This window comes from Microbispora sp. NBC_01389 (assembly GCF_045040095.1).
Lineage (GTDB): Bacteria > Actinomycetota > Actinomycetes > Streptosporangiales > Streptosporangiaceae > Microbispora.
Genome location: NZ_CP109552.1, coordinates 7,076,480 through 7,094,388 on the forward strand (window position 1 = coordinate 7,076,480; position 17,909 = coordinate 7,094,388).

A 17,909-nucleotide genomic window follows, 5' to 3' on the forward strand; every position below is an offset into this window, starting at 1 on the left:
ACCCTTACCGGTGCGGCGTGAGGATGTCTCGACATCAAGATATCTCTCCCGATATCTCGACATCAAGTTACTTGCGGGTAGGCGCCCGGGTCGCGCGCCTCACACGGTCCGGCGGCCCGCGCTCAGGCGGGCATCAGCCGCAGGCAGAGCAGCGCGATCACCACGATCGACAGGGCCGGGCCGAGGAACTGCTTCTCGAACGCCCTGCCGGTCTTGATGCCGATGTCGTACGGCAGGAGCCAGCGCCCCTTGATCGGCCATAAGACGGGACAGCCGCGCTCGGTCAGGCAGTCGCCGATCACGTGCACGAGACAGCCGACCCCGATGGCGATCCCCAGCCAGGAGTAGGTGACCCCGAGCACCATGAACGTCAGGAACAGCGCGGCGGTCATCCCGATGTTCACCACCGCGGAGATGAGCGTCTTGCCGGGCACGCCGAGCCCCACGGCGCGCAGCGCCAGGCCGATCATCAGGACGACCAGGATGTCGCGGCCCACCGCGTAGCGGTCGCCGAGCAGGTGCGCGCCGACCCCCATCACGACGCTGAACAACAGCGAGTGCGTCGCGTGCCGGTGCCCGCCGCTCACGAAGTTGACGCCCTTGCTCAGCAGGTGGGTCGCCGGGCCGAACGTCTGGGCGATCGTGGCGCTGGGATGGTCGAGGTCGGGCAGCATGGCCGCGCCCGCGCAGACCACCGCCCCCGCGACCAGCTCCGGCGGAGTGAGGATCGGGCCCGTCAGCGTCGCCAGCTCCACATGGCCCACCGCGCCCGGCAGCGCCACCAGGGCCGGCGCGACCGCGAGCCACACCGCCGCACCGCTCAGGGCGTGCGAGTGCCCCATCATGTCAAGATCACGCCTTGAGACTGTACGGCAAAGCACCGACAAAATCCGCGAAGCGCCCACGAGGCCGGGCCTGTGCCGGCTCCCGTCGTCAGTCCTGGGGCCGTACCGGAGCCGGAGAACGCGGCGGCGCCAGCCGCCGCGAATGGGTGCGGGATCGCCCCGCTCCAAGAGCACCCCCCAGCCCTCCCAGAGCAGAACGATCCCGCCTGTGCCAGATAACGCTACGGTCTCGGCCGGTGTTCCCGACAGCCGGAAAAAGTTCCGGGTGAGCTACATCACTCTTCCCGGCATGCACCGGAGAACAATCTCGATATATCGTTGAAGCATCGAGAACGGATCGGGAGGAAGGGACACGCGATGAGCCAGGCACACACGTTCGGCGGGCCCTGGGCCGGCCACGGCCACCACGACGCCCGGGAGGCGCTCCGCGACGAGATGCGCCGCCATCTGCGGCGCGCCCTGCGCCGGGCGTACGCGAACATGAAGGAGGCGGCCATGTGGCACCAGGAGCATCAGCAGGCGGGTGCGCACGAGCACCGGCACAGGGGCGGCATGCGGGGGCGCGGCCCGTGGGGCGGTTTCGGCCCGGGCGGCCCCGGCGGCCCGTTCGGGCCGTGGGGGGGCGGGAACTTCCCGTTCGGCGGCCGGGGTTTCGGGCGGCCCCGCAAGGCCAAGCGCGGTGACGTGCGCGCGGCGATCCTCGCCCTGCTCGCGGAGGAGCCGCGCAACGGCTACCAGATCATCCAGGAGATCGCCGAGCGCAGCCAGGGCGGCTGGAAGCCCAGCCCGGGCGCGGTGTACCCCGCGCTCCAGCAGCTCAGCGACGAGGGCCTGGTCCGTGCCGACGAGAGCGACGGGCGCAAGACGTTCCAGCTCACCGAGGCGGGCCGGGAGTACGTCGCGCAGCACGAGACCGAGGTCCGCGCGCCCTGGGAGGAGATGACGCCGGACATCGGGGACAACGTTCACGAGCTGTTCGGCCTGTCCAGGCAGGCGGCGTCGGCGCTGTTCCAGATCGCCCAGTCGGGCAGCGACGGGCAGATCACGCAGGCCAGGCAGGTCCTGACCGAGACCCGGCGGCAGCTCTACCGGATTCTCGCCGACGGCGACCCCGCCGAGGAGTGATCATGGGCTTTCCCACCTCGCCCGGCTTCTTCCCCGGCGACACCGGCGACACCGGCGGCAGGCGCGGCGGGGCCGGCCGGCCTCCCGCCGGCGGCGCCCTGCGCATCGGCGACAGGGAGCGCGACGAGGTGATGCGGGTCCTGCACGACGCGTTCTCGCAGGGCCGCATCACCCGGGAGGAACTCGACGAGCGCCTCGACACCACCCTCGCCGCCCGTACGGAGGAGGACCTGCGGCGGGTGACCGCCGACCTCCTCCCCGGCTTCCGGGCGGCGGCTCCCCCGCCGGAACCGCCGTACCCCTGGCATCACCGTCACGGCCACCCGGCGGCCTGGGGACCGTACGGCGCGGCCCGTGGGCCGTACCCGGGGGCCTGGGGACCGCACGCGGCGTACCGGGCGGGCGCGAGGCGTCCGAGGGTCGGGCCGCCGGTCCTGCCGATCGTGGCCGCGGTGGTCCTCGTGGTCGCGTTCGTCTCCGGGTTCGCCTGGCCGCTGTTCCTGGTCGCCAAGCTGCTGTTCCTGGCCTGGCTGGTGACGACGGTCCTCCGCCTCGCGCGGCACCGGCACCGGCCGCACCGATCGCGAATTGGGCCTTGACCCGGCATCGGCGGAGGCCAACGATCGACATGTCGCCCTCGGGGGAGAGTTTGCGGCCACCCCGATGAACGGAGGGTGAGATGCAGACAGCCGAGCCGGAACCCGAGGTGGTGCCGCAGACCGAGCGAACGGCGGGGACGAGGCAGATCAGGATCAGATTGCTGGACGCCGCGGATACGAGCGCGTGCAGCAACTCGACGGGGAACTGACACGCGCCACACGTCCGCGGAAGACCGACGCGCGCCGCGTTCCTCGATCCGGGCCGGGGCCGCGCGCGCTCCGACCACAAATCGGCTTCGGCCGAGGAGGCCCCATGCCCGGAGAAGCGTTCGAGCACGTCAGAAAGGTCGCGGGAGAAACCCTCCACGCGGCGGAGTACCGGACCGAGCTCTACGAGCACCTGCGCGAGGTGGAGGGAGTGGTGTGGAAACTGGAACGCGCCCAGCACTTCCACGAGCCCGACACGCCGAGCTGGGTCGCGATGGTGAGCGGAGACTGGGACCGGGCACTCGCGCTGATGGGCGAGATGCGCTTCGCCGACGACCTCCCGCCCAGGGCGGAGCTACGCCGCCTGCGGATCGTGGAGACGCCGCCGACGCCGTACCTGCAGTGGGAGATCGTCCTGCTCGCGGCCCGCACCCGGGCGGGCGAGCGGGCGCGGGCGCTGCACGCCCGGTCGGTGCGGCACCTGGAGGAGCGCACGCCGCTGCCCGAGCTGCTCATCCTCGGCCCCGGCCTGATGTACGAGGTCCTCTACGACGACATGGGGGCGCACCTGGGCGGCCGGCGGATCACGGACGCCGACGTGATCGCCGAATGCGCCCGCATCATCGCCGAGCTGTACGCGGAGGCGGAGGACATGGTGGCCTTCCACGATCGTGAGGTGGCGCCCCTGCCGCCTCCCTCGCCGTGGCGCATCCTCTCCCGCCCCGGCCACCCCTGAGACTCGCCCGTCCCGGCCGGCGGGACAGGGCTCAGGCCCCGTCCCGCCGGTGCTCCTCCAGCACCGTGCGCAGGATGGCGAGCACCCGCCACCGGGCCGGCGGCGGCAGCGACATTTGGGAGTCCTTCCACAAAGTGGTGCGACGCGTGCGGGGTCAGACGGCGAAGAGCAGAGCGGCACTGATGAGCACGATCACGGCGGTCGCGAAGTGGATGCCGAAGGCGACCGCCCGGGTGCCGCCGTTGCGCAACACGATCAGGGTGTCGCCCAGAGGCAACAGAGCGACGATCAGCATGTACCAGGCCTCGGCGCGGGCGCCGGCGAAGGCCAGCAGGGCCAGGCCCAGCAGACCGTAGCCCCCGTCACGCAGGCCCTTGATCGTCAGGTAGGCGACGTCGCCGTCCTTCTTGGCCGGGACGCCGTAGCCGGCGGCCGCCGCGTGGGGCGCGAGCAGGAAACGGGCTCCAATGAACAGGACGAACAGGTTGAGGACGACGGCGAGGCCGTACGCGACGGGGGTGAGCATGTCTCTCTCCAGAAACTAGCAGCGCTAGGAACACTAATGACGCTAGCAGAGCAATGCCATAAACGCTAGCACTGCTAGAGTTCAGCCATGTCGATCCAGTCACGCAGGGAGCGTGAGCGCGCCGAGCGGGAGAAGCTGATCATCACGGCGGCCCGGGAGCTGGCCGAGGCTGAGGGCTGGGAAGCGGTCACGACCCGGCGGCTGGCCGAGCGCGTCGAGTACAGCCAGCCGGTGCTCTACAGCCACTTCAAGGGCAAGGACGCGATCATGGCGGCCGTCGCCGTGGAGGGCTGCGCCGACCTGGCCGTGGACCTGCGCGCGGCCAGGACCGCGGCGCCGGACGCCCGCCGCGCCATCGCCGGCGTCAGCGCGGCCTACATGGCCTTCGCCGACCGGCACCCGGCCCTCTACGACGTGATGTTCAGCCAGATCGTCCCGCTGCCGTTCGCCACCCCCGAGGCGCCGCCCGCCCTGCAGGCGGCCTTCGGCGAGCTGGCCGAGGCCGTCCGTCCCTACTCGGGCGGCGACAGCCTGGGCGCGCTGACCGAGACCTTCTGGGCGGCCCTGCACGGCCTGGTGACCCTCATGCGCGGCGGGCGGCTGCCACGCGAGCACCACGAGCTCAGACTCGGGCTGTTCCTGGCCCGCTTCACGGACTGAGCCCGGCCGCGGCCGAGTCCCGCTGAACACTGTCCCGCTGAGCCCGGTCCGCTGAACCCGGCCCCCGGGTACGGCTCCCGTCGCGTGAGTGGAAGGCCGTACCCGGGGGCTGTCCGGTCTCACAGACGGGGATCGACCGGCTCGGACTCCAGCGCGATAACGGCGAAGACCGCCTCGTAGATGCGCCAGAGCGGCTCCCCCTCCGCGAGGCGCGCCGGCGCCTCCAGCCCGAGCGCGTGCTCCCGCAGCGCCAGTGAGCGCTTCCTGCCGGTGAACCTGCGGCGCACGAGCGGGGAGTCGATCAGGCCGAGGGTTTCGAGGTGCCACTCGTGCGGCTCGTCCACCGCCGTCGCCCTGCCCTCGCAGGCAAGGATCTGGAACGGTGCGAGCCGTACGCCGTCGAGACCCGAGACCGGCCAGCAGTAACGCGCATAGGCGTCGCGGAACAGGGCAGCGTTGTGAGCGCGGCGGCGGGTGCGGTCGAGCAGAGCGCCTACATCCAGGCCACGTTCCGCCGCCGTCTCAAGCATCGCGACCGCCGCGGGCAGCGACGACGCGGCGTACGGCCGGTCGTTGACATACTGGCTCAGCGAGAAGTCGGGCGAGGACGAGCCCCGGGAGCGGGCCAGCCGGACCGGGTCGACCTCCAGCAGCAGCAGCGCTGCCGTGCACCGGTCCCCGTCCGCCTCGGGGTAGAAGACCCGCGCGGTGCCGAACGACTGCCCGAACTCCTGCACCCGGCCTGGATGCTTGTGCAGGAGATAACCGAGGTCCGTCGCGGGGCGCAGGGTCGTCGTGATCGTCAGGAGCACCCGGCAAAGTGTGCCGGATGCCCCCTTTCACCGGCTACCGGCTTCTCACACGTGCGGCAGCACCTCGGCGGCGATCAGTTCCAGGTGCTCCAAGTCGTCCAGGTCGAGGATCTGGAGGTAGAGCCGCTCCGCGCCCATCTCGGCGAACCGGCCGATCTTCTCGACGACCTCCTGCGGGGTGCCGGCCAGGCCGTTGACGCGGAGTTCGCCGACCTCCCGGCCGACGGCGGCGGCCCGCCGGGCGATCTCCGCCTCGTCCCGGCCGACGCAGGCGATCTGCGCCGCCGACAGCAGGGCGGTCTCCCGCCCCGCCGCCTCGCACGCCGCCCTGACCCGGTCGAAGGCGGCGGCGGTGTCCTCGGGCAGGAGGAACGGCACGTTGTACTCGTCGGCGAACCGCGCGACCAGCCGCGGGGTCCGCTTGGCGCCCCCGCCGCCGACGATCAGGGGCGGCCGCGGCCGCTGCGCCGGCTTCGGCAGGCCGGGCGAGTCCACCAGCCGGTAGTGCGCGCCGTCGAAGGAGAACGGCTTGGCCGCCGCCCACAGCCCGGTGACGATCTCCAGCTGCTCCTCGAAGCGCTCGAACCGCTCACCCAGCGGCGGGAACGGGATGCCGTACGCCGTGTGCTCCTCCTCGAACCAGCCGGTGCCGAGGCCCAGCTCGACGCGCCCGCCGCTCATCTGGTCCACCTGGGCGACGCTGATCGCCAGCGGGCCGGGCAGCCGGAACGTCCCGGCGGTCACCAGCGTGCCCAACCGGATGCGCGAGGTCTCCCTGGCGAGCCCGGCCAGGGTGATCCAGGCGTCGGTGGGACCCGGCCCCGGGTCGCCGTCCCCCATCCGCAGATAGTGGTCGGACCGGAAGAAGGCGTCGAAGCCGAGGCGTTCGGCCGTCTGCGCCACCCGGAGCAGGTCGTCGTAGGTCGCGCCCTGCTGCGGCTCGGTGAAGATCCTCAATTTCATCCGTCCATTATCCCGCCTTCGGGATAACCCGCCTCGCGCCCCCGGCCCGCCGGAGCGAGGGACGCAGGGTCAGGGCCGGATCACTCCTTCACGAGCAGCGCCACACACTCGACGTGGTGGGTCATCGGGTACTGGTCGAAGGCCCGCAGGTCCTCCAGGCGATAGCCGTACGGGGCGAACCAGGCGATGTCCCGCGCCAGGGTGGCGGGGTCGCACGAGACGTAGACGATGCGCGGGGCATCCAGGCGCGCGACGCGCTCGACGACCGGGCGGCCGAGGCCGGCGCGGGGCGGGTCGGCGACCACCAGGTCGGCCCGCTCGATCCTGAGCCGGTCGAGGGCCTCCTCGACCTTCCCCCGCTCGACCTGCGCCTGCGGCAGGTCGCGGAGGTTGATCCGGGCGTCCTGGACGGCCTGCGGGTCCGCCTCGACGCCGAGCACGGCGCCCTCCGGGCCGACCCTCTCGGCGAGGCCGGCGGCGAACAGGCCGGCGCCGCAGTAGAGGTCGAGGGCCCACTCCCCCGGCTCGGGGCGGCCGAGGTCGAGCACCGCGCCGAGCAGCGTGGCGGCCGCGCCGGGGTGGATCTGCCAGAACCCGCTCGCGGTGACGCGGAAGTCCCGCTCCCCCACCCGCTCGGTCAGCGAGGCCCGGCCGCGCAGCGCGCGGGTCCCCCGCCTGCCCTCGTCGAGGAGGACCGCGGCGTCCACGTCCGGGATCGTCGCCCGGCGGTGCGGCAGGGGCTCGACGATCACGGCCCGGTCCCCGCCGGAGGCCGCCACCACCTCCACCGAGGAGGCTCCGGGCCAGGCGAGCCGTTCGGCCCCGGCCTCCTCGACGGCGGGATGGGCGATGAGGCAGCCGGTGATGTGCTCGATCTCGTGCGACCGGTGCCTGCGCAGCCCGGCCGAGCCATCCCGGTCGACGGCGAACTGCACGCGGGTGCGCCAGCCGAGGCCGTCCGGCGCCCCCGGCACCTCCTCGACCACGACCTTGTGGTCCAGCCCGGCCAGGCGCCGCAACTGCTCGGCGACGACGTCGGCCTTGAGCCGGCGCTGCGCCTCCAGCGACGCGTGCTGCCAGTCGCACCCGCCGCACCGGCCGGGGCCGGCGAACGGGCAGGGCGGGGTGACCCGGTCGGGTGAGGCCTCCAGGATCTCGACCGCGTCGGCCCGCAGGAACCGCGTGGTCTCCTCGGTGACCTCGGCCACGACCCGCTCGCCCGGCAGCGCGTGCCGGACGAACACGACCCGGCCCTCGTGCCTGGCCACGCACCAGCCGCCGTGGGCGACCGCGCCCACGGTCACTTCGAGCCGCGCGGGGAGCGTCCCTTCGGACTCCTGCGCTGCCGTACTGCCGTTCCCGTTCATCAGGCCGGCCCCTTTCATATCGGTCATGCCCCGACCTGCGCGTCCTTCGACGGCTGCTGGTAGGAACGGCGGGATGCCCCGGGGGCGGACGGCTCCCTGCGGCGCCTGAGCCGGTCGGAGGAGGCGAGCTGCCACGGCACGCTCGTGACCATCACGCCGGGCTTGAACAGCAGGCGGCCCTTGAGCCGCAGCGCGCTCTGGTTGTGCAGCAGGTGCTCCCACCAGCGGCCGACCACGTACTCCGGGATGTAGACGGTCACGACGTCGCGCGGCGACCTGCGGCGCAGCGACTTGACGTACTCCAGCACCGGGCCGGTGATCTCGCGGTACGGCGAGTCGAGGATCTTCAGCGGCACCCCGATGCCACGCCGGTCCCACTCGTCCTTGAGCTTGCTCGCCTCGCCGGCGTCCACGCTGACGGACACGGCCTCGATGCTCGACGGCCGGGTCGCCCTGGCGTACGCGAGGGCCCGGAGCGTGGGCTTGTGGATCTTGGAGACGAGGACGACCGCGTGGTTGCGGGCGGGCAGCATCGACTCGTCGACCTCGGTCTCCTCCGGCGCGGCGAGCTCCGCGGCGACCCGGTCGTAGTGCCGCCTGATTCCCTTCATCATCAGGAAGAGCAGCGGCATCGCGAGGCAGACGATCCACGCGCCGTGGGTGAACTTGGTCGCCAGCACGACGACGAGCACCAGCCCGGTCATGACCGCGCCGAAGCCGTTGATGACCCGTGCGCGCATCATGCGGAAGCGGACCCTCGCGTCGCTCTCGGTTCTCAGGTGCCGGGTCCAGTGCCGGACCATCCCGATCTGGCTGAGGGTGAACGAGACGAACACGCCGAGGATGTAGAGGTTGAGCAGCTTGCTGACGTCGGCGTCGAACGCCCAGATGAGCAGGCAGGCCCCGGCCGCGAGGATGACGATGCCGTTGCTGAACGCCAGGCGGTCGCCGCGGGTGTGGAGCTGCCGGGGCAGGTAGCGGTCCTGGGCGAGGATCGACCCCAGCACGGGAAAGCCGTTGAACGCGGTGTTGGCCGCCAGGAACAGGATCAGCGCGGTCACCGCGGCGATGACGACGAACAGGGCCGAGCCGTCGCCGAAGACGGCGGAGGCGACCTGCGCGATGATCGGCTGCTGGTAGTAGCCGGGGCCGGCGGGGTGCCCGTCGATGATGAGGTCCCTGGGCGCGGTGACCGGGTCGGTCACCTTCACCCCGGACGCCAGGCCGAGGAAGATGATCCCGCCGAACATCGTGACCGCGATGAGCCCCATCATGAGCAGCGTCGTCGCGGCGTTCCTGCTCTTGGGCTTGCGGAAGGCCGGGACGCCGTTGCTGATCGCCTCGACGCCGGTCAGCGCGGCGCAGCCGGAGGAGAAGGCGCGCAGCACCAGGAACGCCAGCGCGAACCCGGCGAGGTTCGTCTGCTCGGCGAGGAGCCGGTAGCCCGCCGTCGGGGCGCGCAGTTCCTGTCCCAGCACGACGAGACGGAACAGGCCCCAGAGGATCATGCCGATGACCGCGGCCATGAAGGCGTAGGTGGGGACGGCGAACGCGACGCCCGACTCCCGGATGCCGCGCAGGTTCATGATCGTCAGGAGTGTCACGATGGCTATCGCCACCAGTGGGCGGTGCTCGGCGACGAACGGGATCGTCGCGCCCACGTAGTCGGCGCCGTTGGCGACCGACACCGCCACGGTCAGCACGTAGTCGACGAGCAGGGCGCTCGCGACGGTCAGCCCGGCGGTGGGGCCGAGGTTCGTCGTGGCCACCTCGTAGTCGCCGCCGCCGCTGGGGTAGGCGTGCACGTTCTGCCGGTAGGACGCGACCACGACGAGCATGACGAGGACGACCGCCGCCGCGACCCACGGGCTGATGGCGTAGAGACCGACCCCGGCGAGCGACAGGATGACCAGGATCTCCTGCGGCGCGTACGCGACCGAGGACAGCGCGTCGCTCGCGAAGACCGGCAGCGCCACACGCTTGGGCAGCAGCTGGTGGTGGAGCGCGGTGCTGCGCAGAGCACGCCCCACGAGGAGCCGCTTGACAAGATCTGGCACCTTGGACACGTCTGTTGAGCCTAGTGCCCCCGCCCGGTGCCCGGGTCATGCGGTGGGGGTGAGGGCGACATACTGTCTCCCATAGGAGTCCGCCACAAGAACCCACGGCGGGGGAGCATGCATATCGTGATCATGGGATGCGGGCGGGTCGGCTCGACCTTGGCCCACATCCTGGAGGACAACGGCCATTCGGTCGCCGTCATCGACCGCGACCCGCAGTCCTTCCGGCGGCTGCGGGCCGGGTTCCGGGGCCGCAGGGTCACCGGCATCGGCTTCGACCGCGACGTCCTCGAAGAGGCGGGCATCGCCTCGGCCGCCGCCTTCGTGGCCGTGAGCAGCGGCGACAACTCCAACATCATCTCGGCGCGGGTCGCCCGCGAGATGTTCGGCGTGGACAACGTGGTCGCCCGCATCTACGACCCCCGCCGGGCCGAGGTCTACCAGCGGCTCGGCATCCCCACCGTCGCCACGGTCCGCTGGACCGCCGACCAGATCCTGCGCCGGGTGCTGCCCGAGGGCGCCGAGCCCCTGTGGCGCGACCCGACGGGTACGGTCGTCCTCGCCGAGGTGGCCTTCCACCAGGGCTGGATCGGCACCCGGGCCAGGGTCATCGAGGACGCCACCGGCGCCCGGGTGGCCTTCGTCAACCGGATGGGCGAGGCGCTCGTGCCCAGGGACGCGACCGTCGTCCAGGAGGGGGACATCCTCCACCTGGTCGCCGCCGAGAACGACATGGACCGGGTCAACAAGGTGCTGTCCGCCGCGCCGTCCGACGAGGAGCACTGATGCGCGTCACCATCGCCGGCGCCGGAGCGGTCGGCCGCTCCATCGCGGTGGAGCTTCTGGAGAACGGCCACGAGGTCCTGCTCATCGACATCGACCCCCGCGCCATCAAGATCGACAGCGTGCCCCGGGCCGAGTGGCTGCTGGCCGACGCCTGCGAGATCTCCTCGCTGGACGAGGCCGGGCTGAACAGCTGCCAGGTGGTCATCGCCGCCTCCGGCGACGACAAGGTCAACCTCGTGGTCTCGCTGCTCGCCAAGACCGAGTACGGCGTGCCCCGGGTGGTGGCCCGCGTCAACCACCCGAAGAACGAGTGGCTGTTCAACGAGTCGTGGGGCGTGGACGTCGCCGTCTCCACCCCGCGCCTGCTGTCGGCCCTGGTCGAGGAGGCGGTCAGCGTCGGCGACCTGGTGCGCCTGATGACCTTCCGGCAGGGGCAGGCCAACCTGGTGGAGCTCACCCTCGCCGACGACGCGCCGGTGGTGGGCCAGCGGACCGGCTCGGTCCCCTGGCCGGTGGACTCCGCCCTGGTCGCGATCCTGCGGGAGGGCCGGGTGCTGGTCCCCTCGGCCGACGACCCGCTGGAGGCCGGCGACGAGCTGCTGTTCGTCGCCAGCCAGGAGGTCGAGGAGGAGCTCACCGAACTGCTGTCGGCCCACGAGCGCTCCTGACCGTACGGCGCCCGCCGCCCCGGACCGGGAAACGCCGGGGCGCGCGGCCGTACCGGCGGAGGGTCAGACGGACGGCTGGGCGGGCGGCTCGATCGGCGTGCGGCCCCGGGCGAGCACCCACACCATCGCCGCCAGCCCGGCCACCTGGAGCGGCCAGCCCAGAGCGATCTTGCTGATGCCGAGCGCGGTCACGTGGTCGGCCAGGTAGAGCGGCAGCTGCACCAAAACGCGCAGCAGGCAGGGCAGCATGAGCAGCCATGTCAGCCGCGCGCACAGCCGCACCAGGGCGGGCTCGTTGTGCCAGGCCGTCGGGTCGCCGGTCACCGAACCGATCAGGAAGCCCACGAGCGGCCAGCGGACCACGATCGACAGCAGCATGCCGGCCGCGTAGGCGCCGTTGTAGAGGATCCCGGGCAGGAAGACGTCCTTGGCGTCGCCGGTGCGCGCGGCGAAGAACGCGCCGATCCCGATGCCCACCAGGCTGTTGAGCACGAACTGCGGCGTGGTCCGCTGCGCGATCCGCACCAGCAGGAGCGCCACCGCCGAGCCGATGCCGACGATCAGCGAGGTCTTCAGGTCGTCCGTGGCCATCCACGTGCCGGTGAAGGCGATCGTGGGCACCGCCGCCTCGACGATCCCCCGCTTGCCGCCCAGCGCCTTGCTCATCTGGGCACGAACGGCCGCCTCAACGGTGGCGTGCGCCGCGGGGGCCGTCATGTCCGCTGTGCTCATACGGTCTCCTGAGAGATCAAGGGCCACCAGCCGGGCGCAGCTCGTAGCGGGGGTTGAACATGACCTTACGCCCGTCCTGGACGCTGATCAGCCCTTCGGCCCGCACCACCCGGCCGGGCTCGATCCCGGCGATCCTGCGGCGGCCGAGCCAGACGAGGTCGATCACGTCCGACCCGTCGTACAGCTCCGCCTCCAGGGCGGGCGCGCCGCCGCGCGGGCGGAGGGTGACGGTGCGCAGCGTGCCCGCCACGCAGGAACGCTGGCGCTCACCGCACCGGGCGATGGGCGTGGCCCCCTCCTGCTCCAGGTCCTCCCGGAGCTCGGCGGCCTCCAGCTCGGCCTGGCTGGTGGTCAGCCGCCGCAGGAGACCCCGCAGTCCGCCCCGTCTGGCAGGCTCCGGCGTGTCCATCGGTCGCTCACCCGGCTTCCTCGCTCGCTGTCCCCGCGGGGGGACCCATCGTCTGGCTCCACCCCGGGTGTCCGTTCCCGGGCCATGCCTCCCCGCAGCATACGTGAGAACGCCGGCCGGTCAGAAGGACGGCGAGGGCAGGGCTTGCCCCCGATTCGCCAACGGCCCGCGGGCGAGGTCCCGGAGCGCCGGGAGCCCGGCCCGCGGGGAGGTCCCGGCGGGCCGGACGCGCCGCTCAGCGGATCTCGTTGATCTCCGGGCCGCGCTCGAACGGCCGCAGCTCCTCCCGGCCGGGCGCCTGCTCGTCCGCGGGCTGCCGTTCCGCCGGAAGACGCAGCGGGATCACCTCCCTGGGCGGCATCGGCTCGTCGCCGCGGACCACCACGATGCCGCGGACCACGTCCTCCAGGACGTCGCCTGCCTCCCCGCCGGCCGCCGCCGGGCCGCTGATGACGGCCTGCAGGAACCAGCGGGGGCCGTCCACGCCGAGAAAACGCACCGGCTGCGGCTCCGTCTGGCCCTGCGCGGGGGCCCGGCCCACAAGCTCGGGGCCGAAGGGCCCGTCCCGCTCCTCCAGGGCCCCGCCCGCGGCGGTGACGTCCCGGACGGCGTCGGCCCGCATCTCGTCCCAGACGCCGTTCCGCTTGGGCGCGGCGACCGCCTGGACCTGCAGCAGGCTCCCCTCCAGCAGGACGATCACCCCGGTGATCTGGTCGCCGTCCACCCTGAGCTGGATCTCGAACCGGGGGTCGACGGGCAGGCGCAGGCCTCCCAGGTCGACCCGTTCGGCCTCCGGGTAGTCGTCCGCCGCGTCCCAGGGGCCCGTCGTCCGCGCCGGGGCGGGGCTGTCCTCCCGGACGGCCGGTGCGGTCTCCTCCTCCGCGCGTCGCCGGCGTCGAAACACTTCGCTCACTCTCCTCGTGTCCTGCCCGTGCCGGGCGTACCCGTGCCCGGGGTTGTCAGCTCCCGGTCGAGCCGAACCCGTTCGTGCCCCGTACGGAGCCGGGCAACCGGTCCACCTCGTAGAACGCCGCACGCTCCACCCGCTGGACGACGAGCTGGGCGATCCGGTCGCCCCGCCGGAGCCGTACGGCGTCCTTGGCGTCGGTGTTGATCATCGTGACCCTGATCTCGCCCCGGTAGCCGGCGTCGACCGTGCCGGGCGCGTTCACCAGCGTGACCCCGTGCCGGGCGGCGAGGCCCGAACGCGGATGCACGAACGCCGCGTAGCCGTCCGGCAGCGCGATCGCGACGCCGGTCCGCACGACGGCCCGCTCCCCGGGCAGCAGTTCGACGTCCTCCGCCGCGTACAGGTCGGCCCCGGCGTCGCCGGGGTGCGCGTACGCGGGCAGCGGCAGGCCCGGATCGAGCCGGTGGATCAGGATCTCGACGCTCACGCGGCGGCCTCGGTTCCCGCCGGCGATGTGGCGCTCGGCACAGGGCTGCTCATGAGGCAAGACCCTACCCGTTGCGCTGGGGCGACACCGCCTCTCCCGCGCCGGAGGACGGCGGCGCCGTCCCCGTGGGCCGGTCCTCCTCCGCCTCCCCGCCCCTCCCGGCCGCGAAACCGGCGTGCCCGGGCTCCGGGGCGGGCTCCGGGGCGGGCTCCGAGGCAGGCTCCGGGGCGGGCGCGGCGGGCCCCGGAGGGCCGTCCGGCGGGCCCGCGTCTCCCCCGTCCCCCGACGGCTCGATGGCGGGCCGATCGGAGCGCAGCTCCGGGAGCGCGCGGTAGATGACCGCCGTGAGCGGCACCGCCACGGCCGCCCCGGCGATGCCGCCGAGCACGCCGCCGACGGCCAGGACGAGGATGATCGCCAGCGGGTGGAAGGCCAGCGCGCGACCGACGATCAGCGGCTGGAGCACATGGTTCTCCAGCTGCTGCTCGACCACGAGGACGCCGACGAACACCAGGGCGTAGACCCACCCCTGCGAGCCGAAGGTCACGAGCGTCGCGATCACCCCCGCGAAGAGGATGCCGACGATCGGGATGAAGCTCGCGAAGAAGATGAGCACGGCGAGCGGTGCCCACAGCGGCACCCGCATCCCGGCGAGCACGATGCCGATCACGATGCCGTGGATGGCCGCGACGGCCACCGTGCCGTGCACGTAGTGGGAGATCGTCACCCAGGCGGCCCGGCCGGCCCGGTCGACGCGGGGCGCGGCCCCGCCGAAGCCGCGCAGGAACCAGGCCCAGATGCGGTCGCCATCCTTGAGCAGGAAGAACGTCACGAAGAGCAGCAGGACGATCGAGGCCAGGACCTCGACGAACGCGGTGGCGCCGGTCAGCAGGGTGCTGGTGATCTGGCTGCGCTGCTCGTTGACCTGCCGGCTCAGCTGGTCGACGATGTCGGCGATCTGGGCCTCCTTCAGGTGAAGGGGGCCGTGCAGCAGCCAGCCCTGCAGGTTGCGCGCGGTGAGCTGGATCTGCGCGACCAGCCCGGGGAACTCCTCGTTCGCCCGGGTGCCGATGAGGATGCCGATGCCCACGATCACGGCGAGGCCGAGGAGCATCGTGATCCACGTCGCGTAGATCGGCCGCAGCCCGGCCTCCCGCAGCCGCCTGGTGAGCGGATACAGCAGCGCGGCGAGCAGCAGCGCGACGGCCACCGGCAGGACCACGAAACTGATCCTGCCGATGATCATCGCCAGCACGTAGATCGCCGCGCCCACCAGAAGCAGCCGCCAGCTCCACGCCGCCAGCGTGGCGAGTGTCGGCGGCACCCCCTCGGGGGATCGCCTCTTGGACGGGATCACGGCTCCAGCCTGGCATGCCCGGGGGTGCGGCGCGCAGTCGTTTTACCTTCCGTCTGCCGGCGGCCCCGTCAGGCGGCCAGTTCGGCCACGGCGTCGAGGGGGGCGTCGCCGGGCTCGAGGACGAACTCCTCGACGTTGGCCGCCGCACACAGGTCGTCCTGGGCGAGCCTGACGAGGCCGGCCTGGTCGCCCGACACGGTCAGCCGGGACACCTCGGCCCGCATGGACCTCCGGGCCTCCGACTTGGCCCGCCGCACCCGGCGCAGCACCTCGGCCACCGCCTCCAGCACCGCGGGGTCGCCGCGTTCCGCCTCGGGCAGGTCCCGCGGAGACGGCCAGGCGGCGCGGTGCACCGACCCCTCCCGCCACCACGACCAGACCTCCTCGGTCACGAACGGCAGGAACGGCGCGAACAGCCGCAGCAGCACGCCGAGCGCCGCGCGCAGGGCGGCGACCGCCGACGCGTCCCCGGCGTACGCGCGAGCCTTGACCAGCTCCACGTAGTCGTCGCAGAACGACCAGAAGAACCGCTCGGTCCGCTCCAGCGCCCGCGTGTAGTCGTACGCCTCGAACGCCTCGGTGGCCTCGTCGACGACCGTCCGCAGCGCGGCCAGCATGGACAGGTCGACCGGCTCCTTGACCTCCCCGCCCCCGCCCGACCGGAAGCCCAGCGCGAACTTCGACGCGTTCAGGATCTTGATGGCCAGCCGCCGGCCGATCTTGATCTGGCCCGTGTCGAAGGCGGTGTCGGTGCCGGGCCGGCCGCTCGCCGCCCAGTAGCGGACCGCGTCGGAGCCGTGCTCCTCCAGCAGGCCCATGGGCGTGACCACGTTGCCCTTGGACTTCGACATCTTCTTGCGGTCCGGGTCGAGGATCCACCCGGAGATCGCCGCGTGCCGCCAGGGCAGCCCGCCGTGCTCCAGGTGCGACCGCACGACCGTCGAGAACAGCCAGGTACGGATGATCTCGTGGGCCTGGGGCCGCAGGTCCATCGGGAACACGCGGCGGAACAGGTCGTCGTCGCGCTCCCACCCGGCGGCGATCTGCGGGGTCAGCGAGGAGGTCGCCCACGTGTCCATGACGTCGGGGTCGCCGGCGAAGCCGAGCGGCTTGCCGCGCTGGTCCTCGGTGTAGCCGGGCGGCACGTCGCTGGAGGGGTCGACGGGCAGCGCCCCCTCCGGCGGGGTGATCGGCGCCTCGTGGACGGGCTCGCCCTCGGCGTCGAGGGGATACCAGACCGGGATCGGCACGCCGAAGAACCGCTGGCGCGAGATCAGCCAGTCGCCGGCCAGGCCCTCCACCCAGTTGTCGTACCTGACCCGCATGTGCGGCGGGTGCCACTCCAGCTCCCCGCCCCGGTCGAGCAGCGCGCGGCGCAGGGCGAGGTCCCTGCCGCCGTTGCGGATGTACCACTGCCGGGTGGTGACGATCTCCAGCGGGCGGTCGCCCTTCTCGTAGAACTTCACCGGCCGCCGGACGGCGCGCGGCTCGCCGTCCAGGTGGCCCGACTCGCGCAGCATCCCGACGATCCGCTCCCGCGCGCCGTGCACCGTGCGGCCCGCCAGCTCGGCGTACGGCCCGGCGGGCACGCCGTGCGGCGGCTCGGGGAGCAGGCGGCCGTCCCAGCCGATCACCGGCCGGGTCGGCAGGTCGAGCTCGCGCCACCAGGTCACGTCGGTCACGTCGCCGAAGGTGCAGATCATCGCGATGCCCGAGCCCTTGTCCGGCTCGGCCAGGTGGTGGGCCACGACCGGCACCTCGACCCCGAAGACCGGGGTGCGCACGGTGGTGCCGAAGAGCGGCCGGTACCGCTCGTCGTCGGGGTGGGCGACCAGGGCCACGCAGGCCGGGATCAGCTCGGGCCGGGTCGTCTCGATCCACACGCGCTCGCCGAACCCCTGCTCGCGCTGCGCGGGCGACAGGTCGAAGCCGATGCGGTGGAAGGCGCCGGGCCACTCCCGGTCCTCCAGCTCGGCCTGGGCCACGGCGGTGCGGAACGTGACGTCCCACAGGGTGGGCGCCTCCGCGACGTACGCCTCGCCGCGGGCGAGGCCCCGCAGGAACGCCCGCTGCGAGGCGGCCCGGGCGCCGGCGTCGATGGTCGCGTAGGTCAGCGACCAGTCCACCGACAGGCCGAGGCGGCGCCACAGCTCCTCGAACGCCTTCTCGTCCTCGGCGGTCAGCCGCTCGCACAGCTCGATGAAGTTGCGGCGCGAGATCGGCGCCTGCCGCTTGGGGTCCGGCTTCTCCGGCGGCGTGAAGTCCGGGTCGTACGGCACGGAGGGGTCGCAGCGGACGCCGAAGTGGTTCTGCACCCGGCGCTCGGTGGGCAGGCCGTTATCGTCCCACCCCATCGGGTAGAAGACCTCGCGTCCCCGCATCCGCCTGTACCGGGCGATCGTGTCCGTGTGCGTGTAGGAGAAGACATGCCCCACGTGGAGGGATCCGGACACGGTCGGCGGCGGGGTGTCGATGGAGTAGACCTCGTCCCTGCCGCGGGACCGGTCGAACCGGTAGGTCCCGGCGGCCTCCCAGCGCGCTACCCATACCGCCTCCAGGCCGTCGAGAGCAGGTTTCTCGGGCATGGCTGCGGGGAGTCGCTGTTCGGTCATGCCACCACATGGTATGGCGTGGTGCGTCTCCCCGAGGGGAGACACTAAGGT

Annotated in this window: 18 protein-coding genes; 6 read left to right on the forward strand and 12 right to left on the reverse strand. The window is 72.6% G+C overall.

Annotated features, from left to right (window positions below; translation table 11 throughout):
- Nucleotides 1–122: 122 nt before the first annotated feature.
- A complete protein-coding gene (locus tag OG344_RS31190) occupies nt 123–845 on the reverse strand; it encodes a metal-dependent hydrolase (RefSeq protein WP_405086156.1) in 723 nt (240 codons plus the stop codon).
- Between the two features lie 357 nt (nt 846–1,202).
- On the opposite strand from OG344_RS31190, the gene OG344_RS31195 reads away from it, so the two are divergent.
- The 3 genes from OG344_RS31195 to OG344_RS31205 all read left to right on the forward strand — a co-directional run bounded on the left by OG344_RS31195 (nt 1,203) and on the right by OG344_RS31205 (nt 3,512).
- Nucleotides 1,203–1,970 carry a PadR family transcriptional regulator gene (locus OG344_RS31195; protein ID WP_405086157.1) on the forward strand — a complete coding sequence of 256 codons (768 nt, stop codon included), beginning with the start codon at nt 1,203–1,205 and terminating at the stop codon, nt 1,968–1,970.
- A gap of 2 nt (nt 1,971–1,972) precedes the next feature.
- Nucleotides 1,973–2,569: a DUF1707 domain-containing protein gene (locus OG344_RS31200; protein WP_405086158.1), complete on the forward strand. Its 597-nt coding sequence runs from the start codon at nt 1,973–1,975 to the stop codon at nt 2,567–2,569.
- Nucleotides 2,570–2,882: 313 nt separating this feature from the next.
- Nucleotides 2,883–3,512 carry a DUF6879 family protein gene (locus tag OG344_RS31205; RefSeq protein WP_405086159.1) on the forward strand — a complete coding sequence of 210 codons (630 nt, stop codon included), beginning with the start codon at nt 2,883–2,885 and terminating at the stop codon, nt 3,510–3,512.
- A 154-nt stretch (nt 3,513–3,666) separates the two neighbouring features.
- On the opposite strand, the gene OG344_RS31210 is transcribed toward OG344_RS31205, so the two are convergent.
- On the reverse strand, nt 3,667–4,038 hold the full coding sequence (locus tag OG344_RS31210) for a DUF4267 domain-containing protein (RefSeq protein WP_405086160.1): 372 nt from the start codon (nt 4,036–4,038) through the stop codon (nt 3,667–3,669).
- A gap of 87 nt (nt 4,039–4,125) precedes the next feature.
- On the opposite strand from OG344_RS31210, the gene OG344_RS31215 reads away from it, so the two are divergent.
- Nucleotides 4,126–4,698: a TetR/AcrR family transcriptional regulator gene (locus OG344_RS31215; RefSeq protein ID WP_405086161.1), complete on the forward strand. Its 573-nt coding sequence runs from the start codon at nt 4,126–4,128 to the stop codon at nt 4,696–4,698.
- A gap of 119 nt (nt 4,699–4,817) precedes the next feature.
- On the opposite strand, the gene OG344_RS31220 is transcribed toward OG344_RS31215, so the two are convergent.
- From OG344_RS31220 to OG344_RS31235, 4 genes are all read right to left on the reverse strand, one after another.
- The gene (locus OG344_RS31220) at nt 4,818–5,510 is read right to left on the reverse strand and encodes a hypothetical protein (RefSeq protein WP_405086162.1); all 693 of its coding nucleotides are present in this window, start codon (nt 5,508–5,510) and stop codon (nt 4,818–4,820) included.
- Nucleotides 5,511–5,555: 45 nt separating this feature from the next.
- On the reverse strand, nt 5,556–6,473 hold the full coding sequence (locus OG344_RS31225) for an LLM class F420-dependent oxidoreductase (RefSeq protein WP_405086163.1): 918 nt from the start codon (nt 6,471–6,473) through the stop codon (nt 5,556–5,558).
- Nucleotides 6,474–6,553: 80 nt separating this feature from the next.
- Nucleotides 6,554–7,840: a class I SAM-dependent RNA methyltransferase gene (locus OG344_RS31230; protein WP_405089208.1), complete on the reverse strand. Its 1,287-nt coding sequence runs from the start codon at nt 7,838–7,840 to the stop codon at nt 6,554–6,556.
- Nucleotides 7,841–7,863: 23 nt separating this feature from the next.
- The gene (locus OG344_RS31235) at nt 7,864–9,906 is read right to left on the reverse strand and encodes an APC family permease (protein WP_405086164.1); all 2,043 of its coding nucleotides are present in this window, start codon (nt 9,904–9,906) and stop codon (nt 7,864–7,866) included.
- Nucleotides 9,907–10,014: 108 nt separating this feature from the next.
- On the opposite strand from OG344_RS31235, the gene OG344_RS31240 reads away from it, so the two are divergent.
- Complete coding sequence (locus OG344_RS31240; RefSeq protein WP_405086165.1) at nt 10,015–10,683, forward strand: potassium channel family protein; 669 nt, start codon at nt 10,015–10,017, stop codon at nt 10,681–10,683.
- The gene (locus tag OG344_RS31245) at nt 10,683–11,351 is read left to right on the forward strand and encodes a TrkA family potassium uptake protein (RefSeq protein ID WP_327046797.1); all 669 of its coding nucleotides are present in this window, start codon (nt 10,683–10,685) and stop codon (nt 11,349–11,351) included. The genes OG344_RS31240 and OG344_RS31245 overlap by 1 nt, the downstream gene beginning before the upstream one ends.
- Before the next feature lie 63 nt (nt 11,352–11,414).
- Here the strand turns inward: OG344_RS31245 and OG344_RS31250 are convergent, their stop codons facing one another.
- The 6 genes from OG344_RS31250 to valS all read right to left on the reverse strand — a co-directional run bounded on the left by OG344_RS31250 (nt 11,415) and on the right by valS (nt 17,858).
- On the reverse strand, nt 11,415–12,083 hold the full coding sequence (locus OG344_RS31250) for a DUF3159 domain-containing protein (RefSeq protein ID WP_327046798.1): 669 nt from the start codon (nt 12,081–12,083) through the stop codon (nt 11,415–11,417).
- A 16-nt stretch (nt 12,084–12,099) separates the two neighbouring features.
- Nucleotides 12,100–12,492, reverse strand: coding sequence for an OB-fold nucleic acid binding domain-containing protein (locus OG344_RS31255; protein ID WP_150931955.1), 393 nt, complete (start codon nt 12,490–12,492; stop codon nt 12,100–12,102).
- A 235-nt stretch (nt 12,493–12,727) separates the two neighbouring features.
- Nucleotides 12,728–13,405: a DUF3710 domain-containing protein gene (locus tag OG344_RS31260; RefSeq protein WP_405086166.1), complete on the reverse strand. Its 678-nt coding sequence runs from the start codon at nt 13,403–13,405 to the stop codon at nt 12,728–12,730.
- A 46-nt stretch (nt 13,406–13,451) separates the two neighbouring features.
- The gene (gene dut, locus OG344_RS31265; RefSeq protein WP_327046800.1) at nt 13,452–13,889 is read right to left on the reverse strand and encodes a dUTP diphosphatase; all 438 of its coding nucleotides are present in this window, start codon (nt 13,887–13,889) and stop codon (nt 13,452–13,454) included.
- Nucleotides 13,890–13,953: 64 nt separating this feature from the next.
- Nucleotides 13,954–15,246, reverse strand: coding sequence for an AI-2E family transporter (locus tag OG344_RS31270; protein ID WP_405086167.1), 1,293 nt, complete (start codon nt 15,244–15,246; stop codon nt 13,954–13,956).
- A gap of 68 nt (nt 15,247–15,314) precedes the next feature.
- Nucleotides 15,315–17,858 carry a valine--tRNA ligase gene (gene valS, locus OG344_RS31275; RefSeq protein WP_405086168.1) on the reverse strand — a complete coding sequence of 848 codons (2,544 nt, stop codon included), beginning with the start codon at nt 17,856–17,858 and terminating at the stop codon, nt 15,315–15,317.
- Between the last annotated feature and the right edge of the window lie 51 nt (nt 17,859–17,909).

Excerpts from the sequence above, each read along its gene's own strand:
- OG344_RS31230 (WP_405089208.1), bottom strand. The coding sequence starts at position 7,840 with ATGAACGGGAACGGCAGTACGGCAGCGCAGGAGTCCGAAGGGACGCTC.
- OG344_RS31215 (WP_405086161.1), top strand. The coding sequence starts at position 4,126 with ATGTCGATCCAGTCACGCAGGGAGCGTGAGCGCGCCGAGCGGGAGAAG.
- OG344_RS31190 (WP_405086156.1), bottom strand. The coding sequence starts at position 845 with ATGATGGGGCACTCGCACGCCCTGAGCGGTGCGGCGGTGTGGCTCGCG.
- OG344_RS31210 (WP_405086160.1), bottom strand. The coding sequence starts at position 4,038 with ATGCTCACCCCCGTCGCGTACGGCCTCGCCGTCGTCCTCAACCTGTTC.
- OG344_RS31240 (WP_405086165.1), top strand. The coding sequence starts at position 10,015 with ATGCATATCGTGATCATGGGATGCGGGCGGGTCGGCTCGACCTTGGCC.
- OG344_RS31200 (WP_405086158.1), top strand. The coding sequence starts at position 1,973 with ATGGGCTTTCCCACCTCGCCCGGCTTCTTCCCCGGCGACACCGGCGAC.
- OG344_RS31250 (WP_327046798.1), bottom strand. The coding sequence starts at position 12,083 with ATGAGCACAGCGGACATGACGGCCCCCGCGGCGCACGCCACCGTTGAG.
- OG344_RS31205 (WP_405086159.1), top strand. The coding sequence starts at position 2,883 with ATGCCCGGAGAAGCGTTCGAGCACGTCAGAAAGGTCGCGGGAGAAACC.
- OG344_RS31195 (WP_405086157.1), top strand. The coding sequence starts at position 1,203 with ATGAGCCAGGCACACACGTTCGGCGGGCCCTGGGCCGGCCACGGCCAC.
- OG344_RS31245 (WP_327046797.1), top strand. The coding sequence starts at position 10,683 with ATGCGCGTCACCATCGCCGGCGCCGGAGCGGTCGGCCGCTCCATCGCG.
- OG344_RS31225 (WP_405086163.1), bottom strand. The coding sequence starts at position 6,473 with ATGAAATTGAGGATCTTCACCGAGCCGCAGCAGGGCGCGACCTACGAC.
- valS (WP_405086168.1), bottom strand. The coding sequence starts at position 17,858 with ATGACCGAACAGCGACTCCCCGCAGCCATGCCCGAGAAACCTGCTCTC.
- OG344_RS31255 (WP_150931955.1), bottom strand. The coding sequence starts at position 12,492 with ATGGACACGCCGGAGCCTGCCAGACGGGGCGGACTGCGGGGTCTCCTG.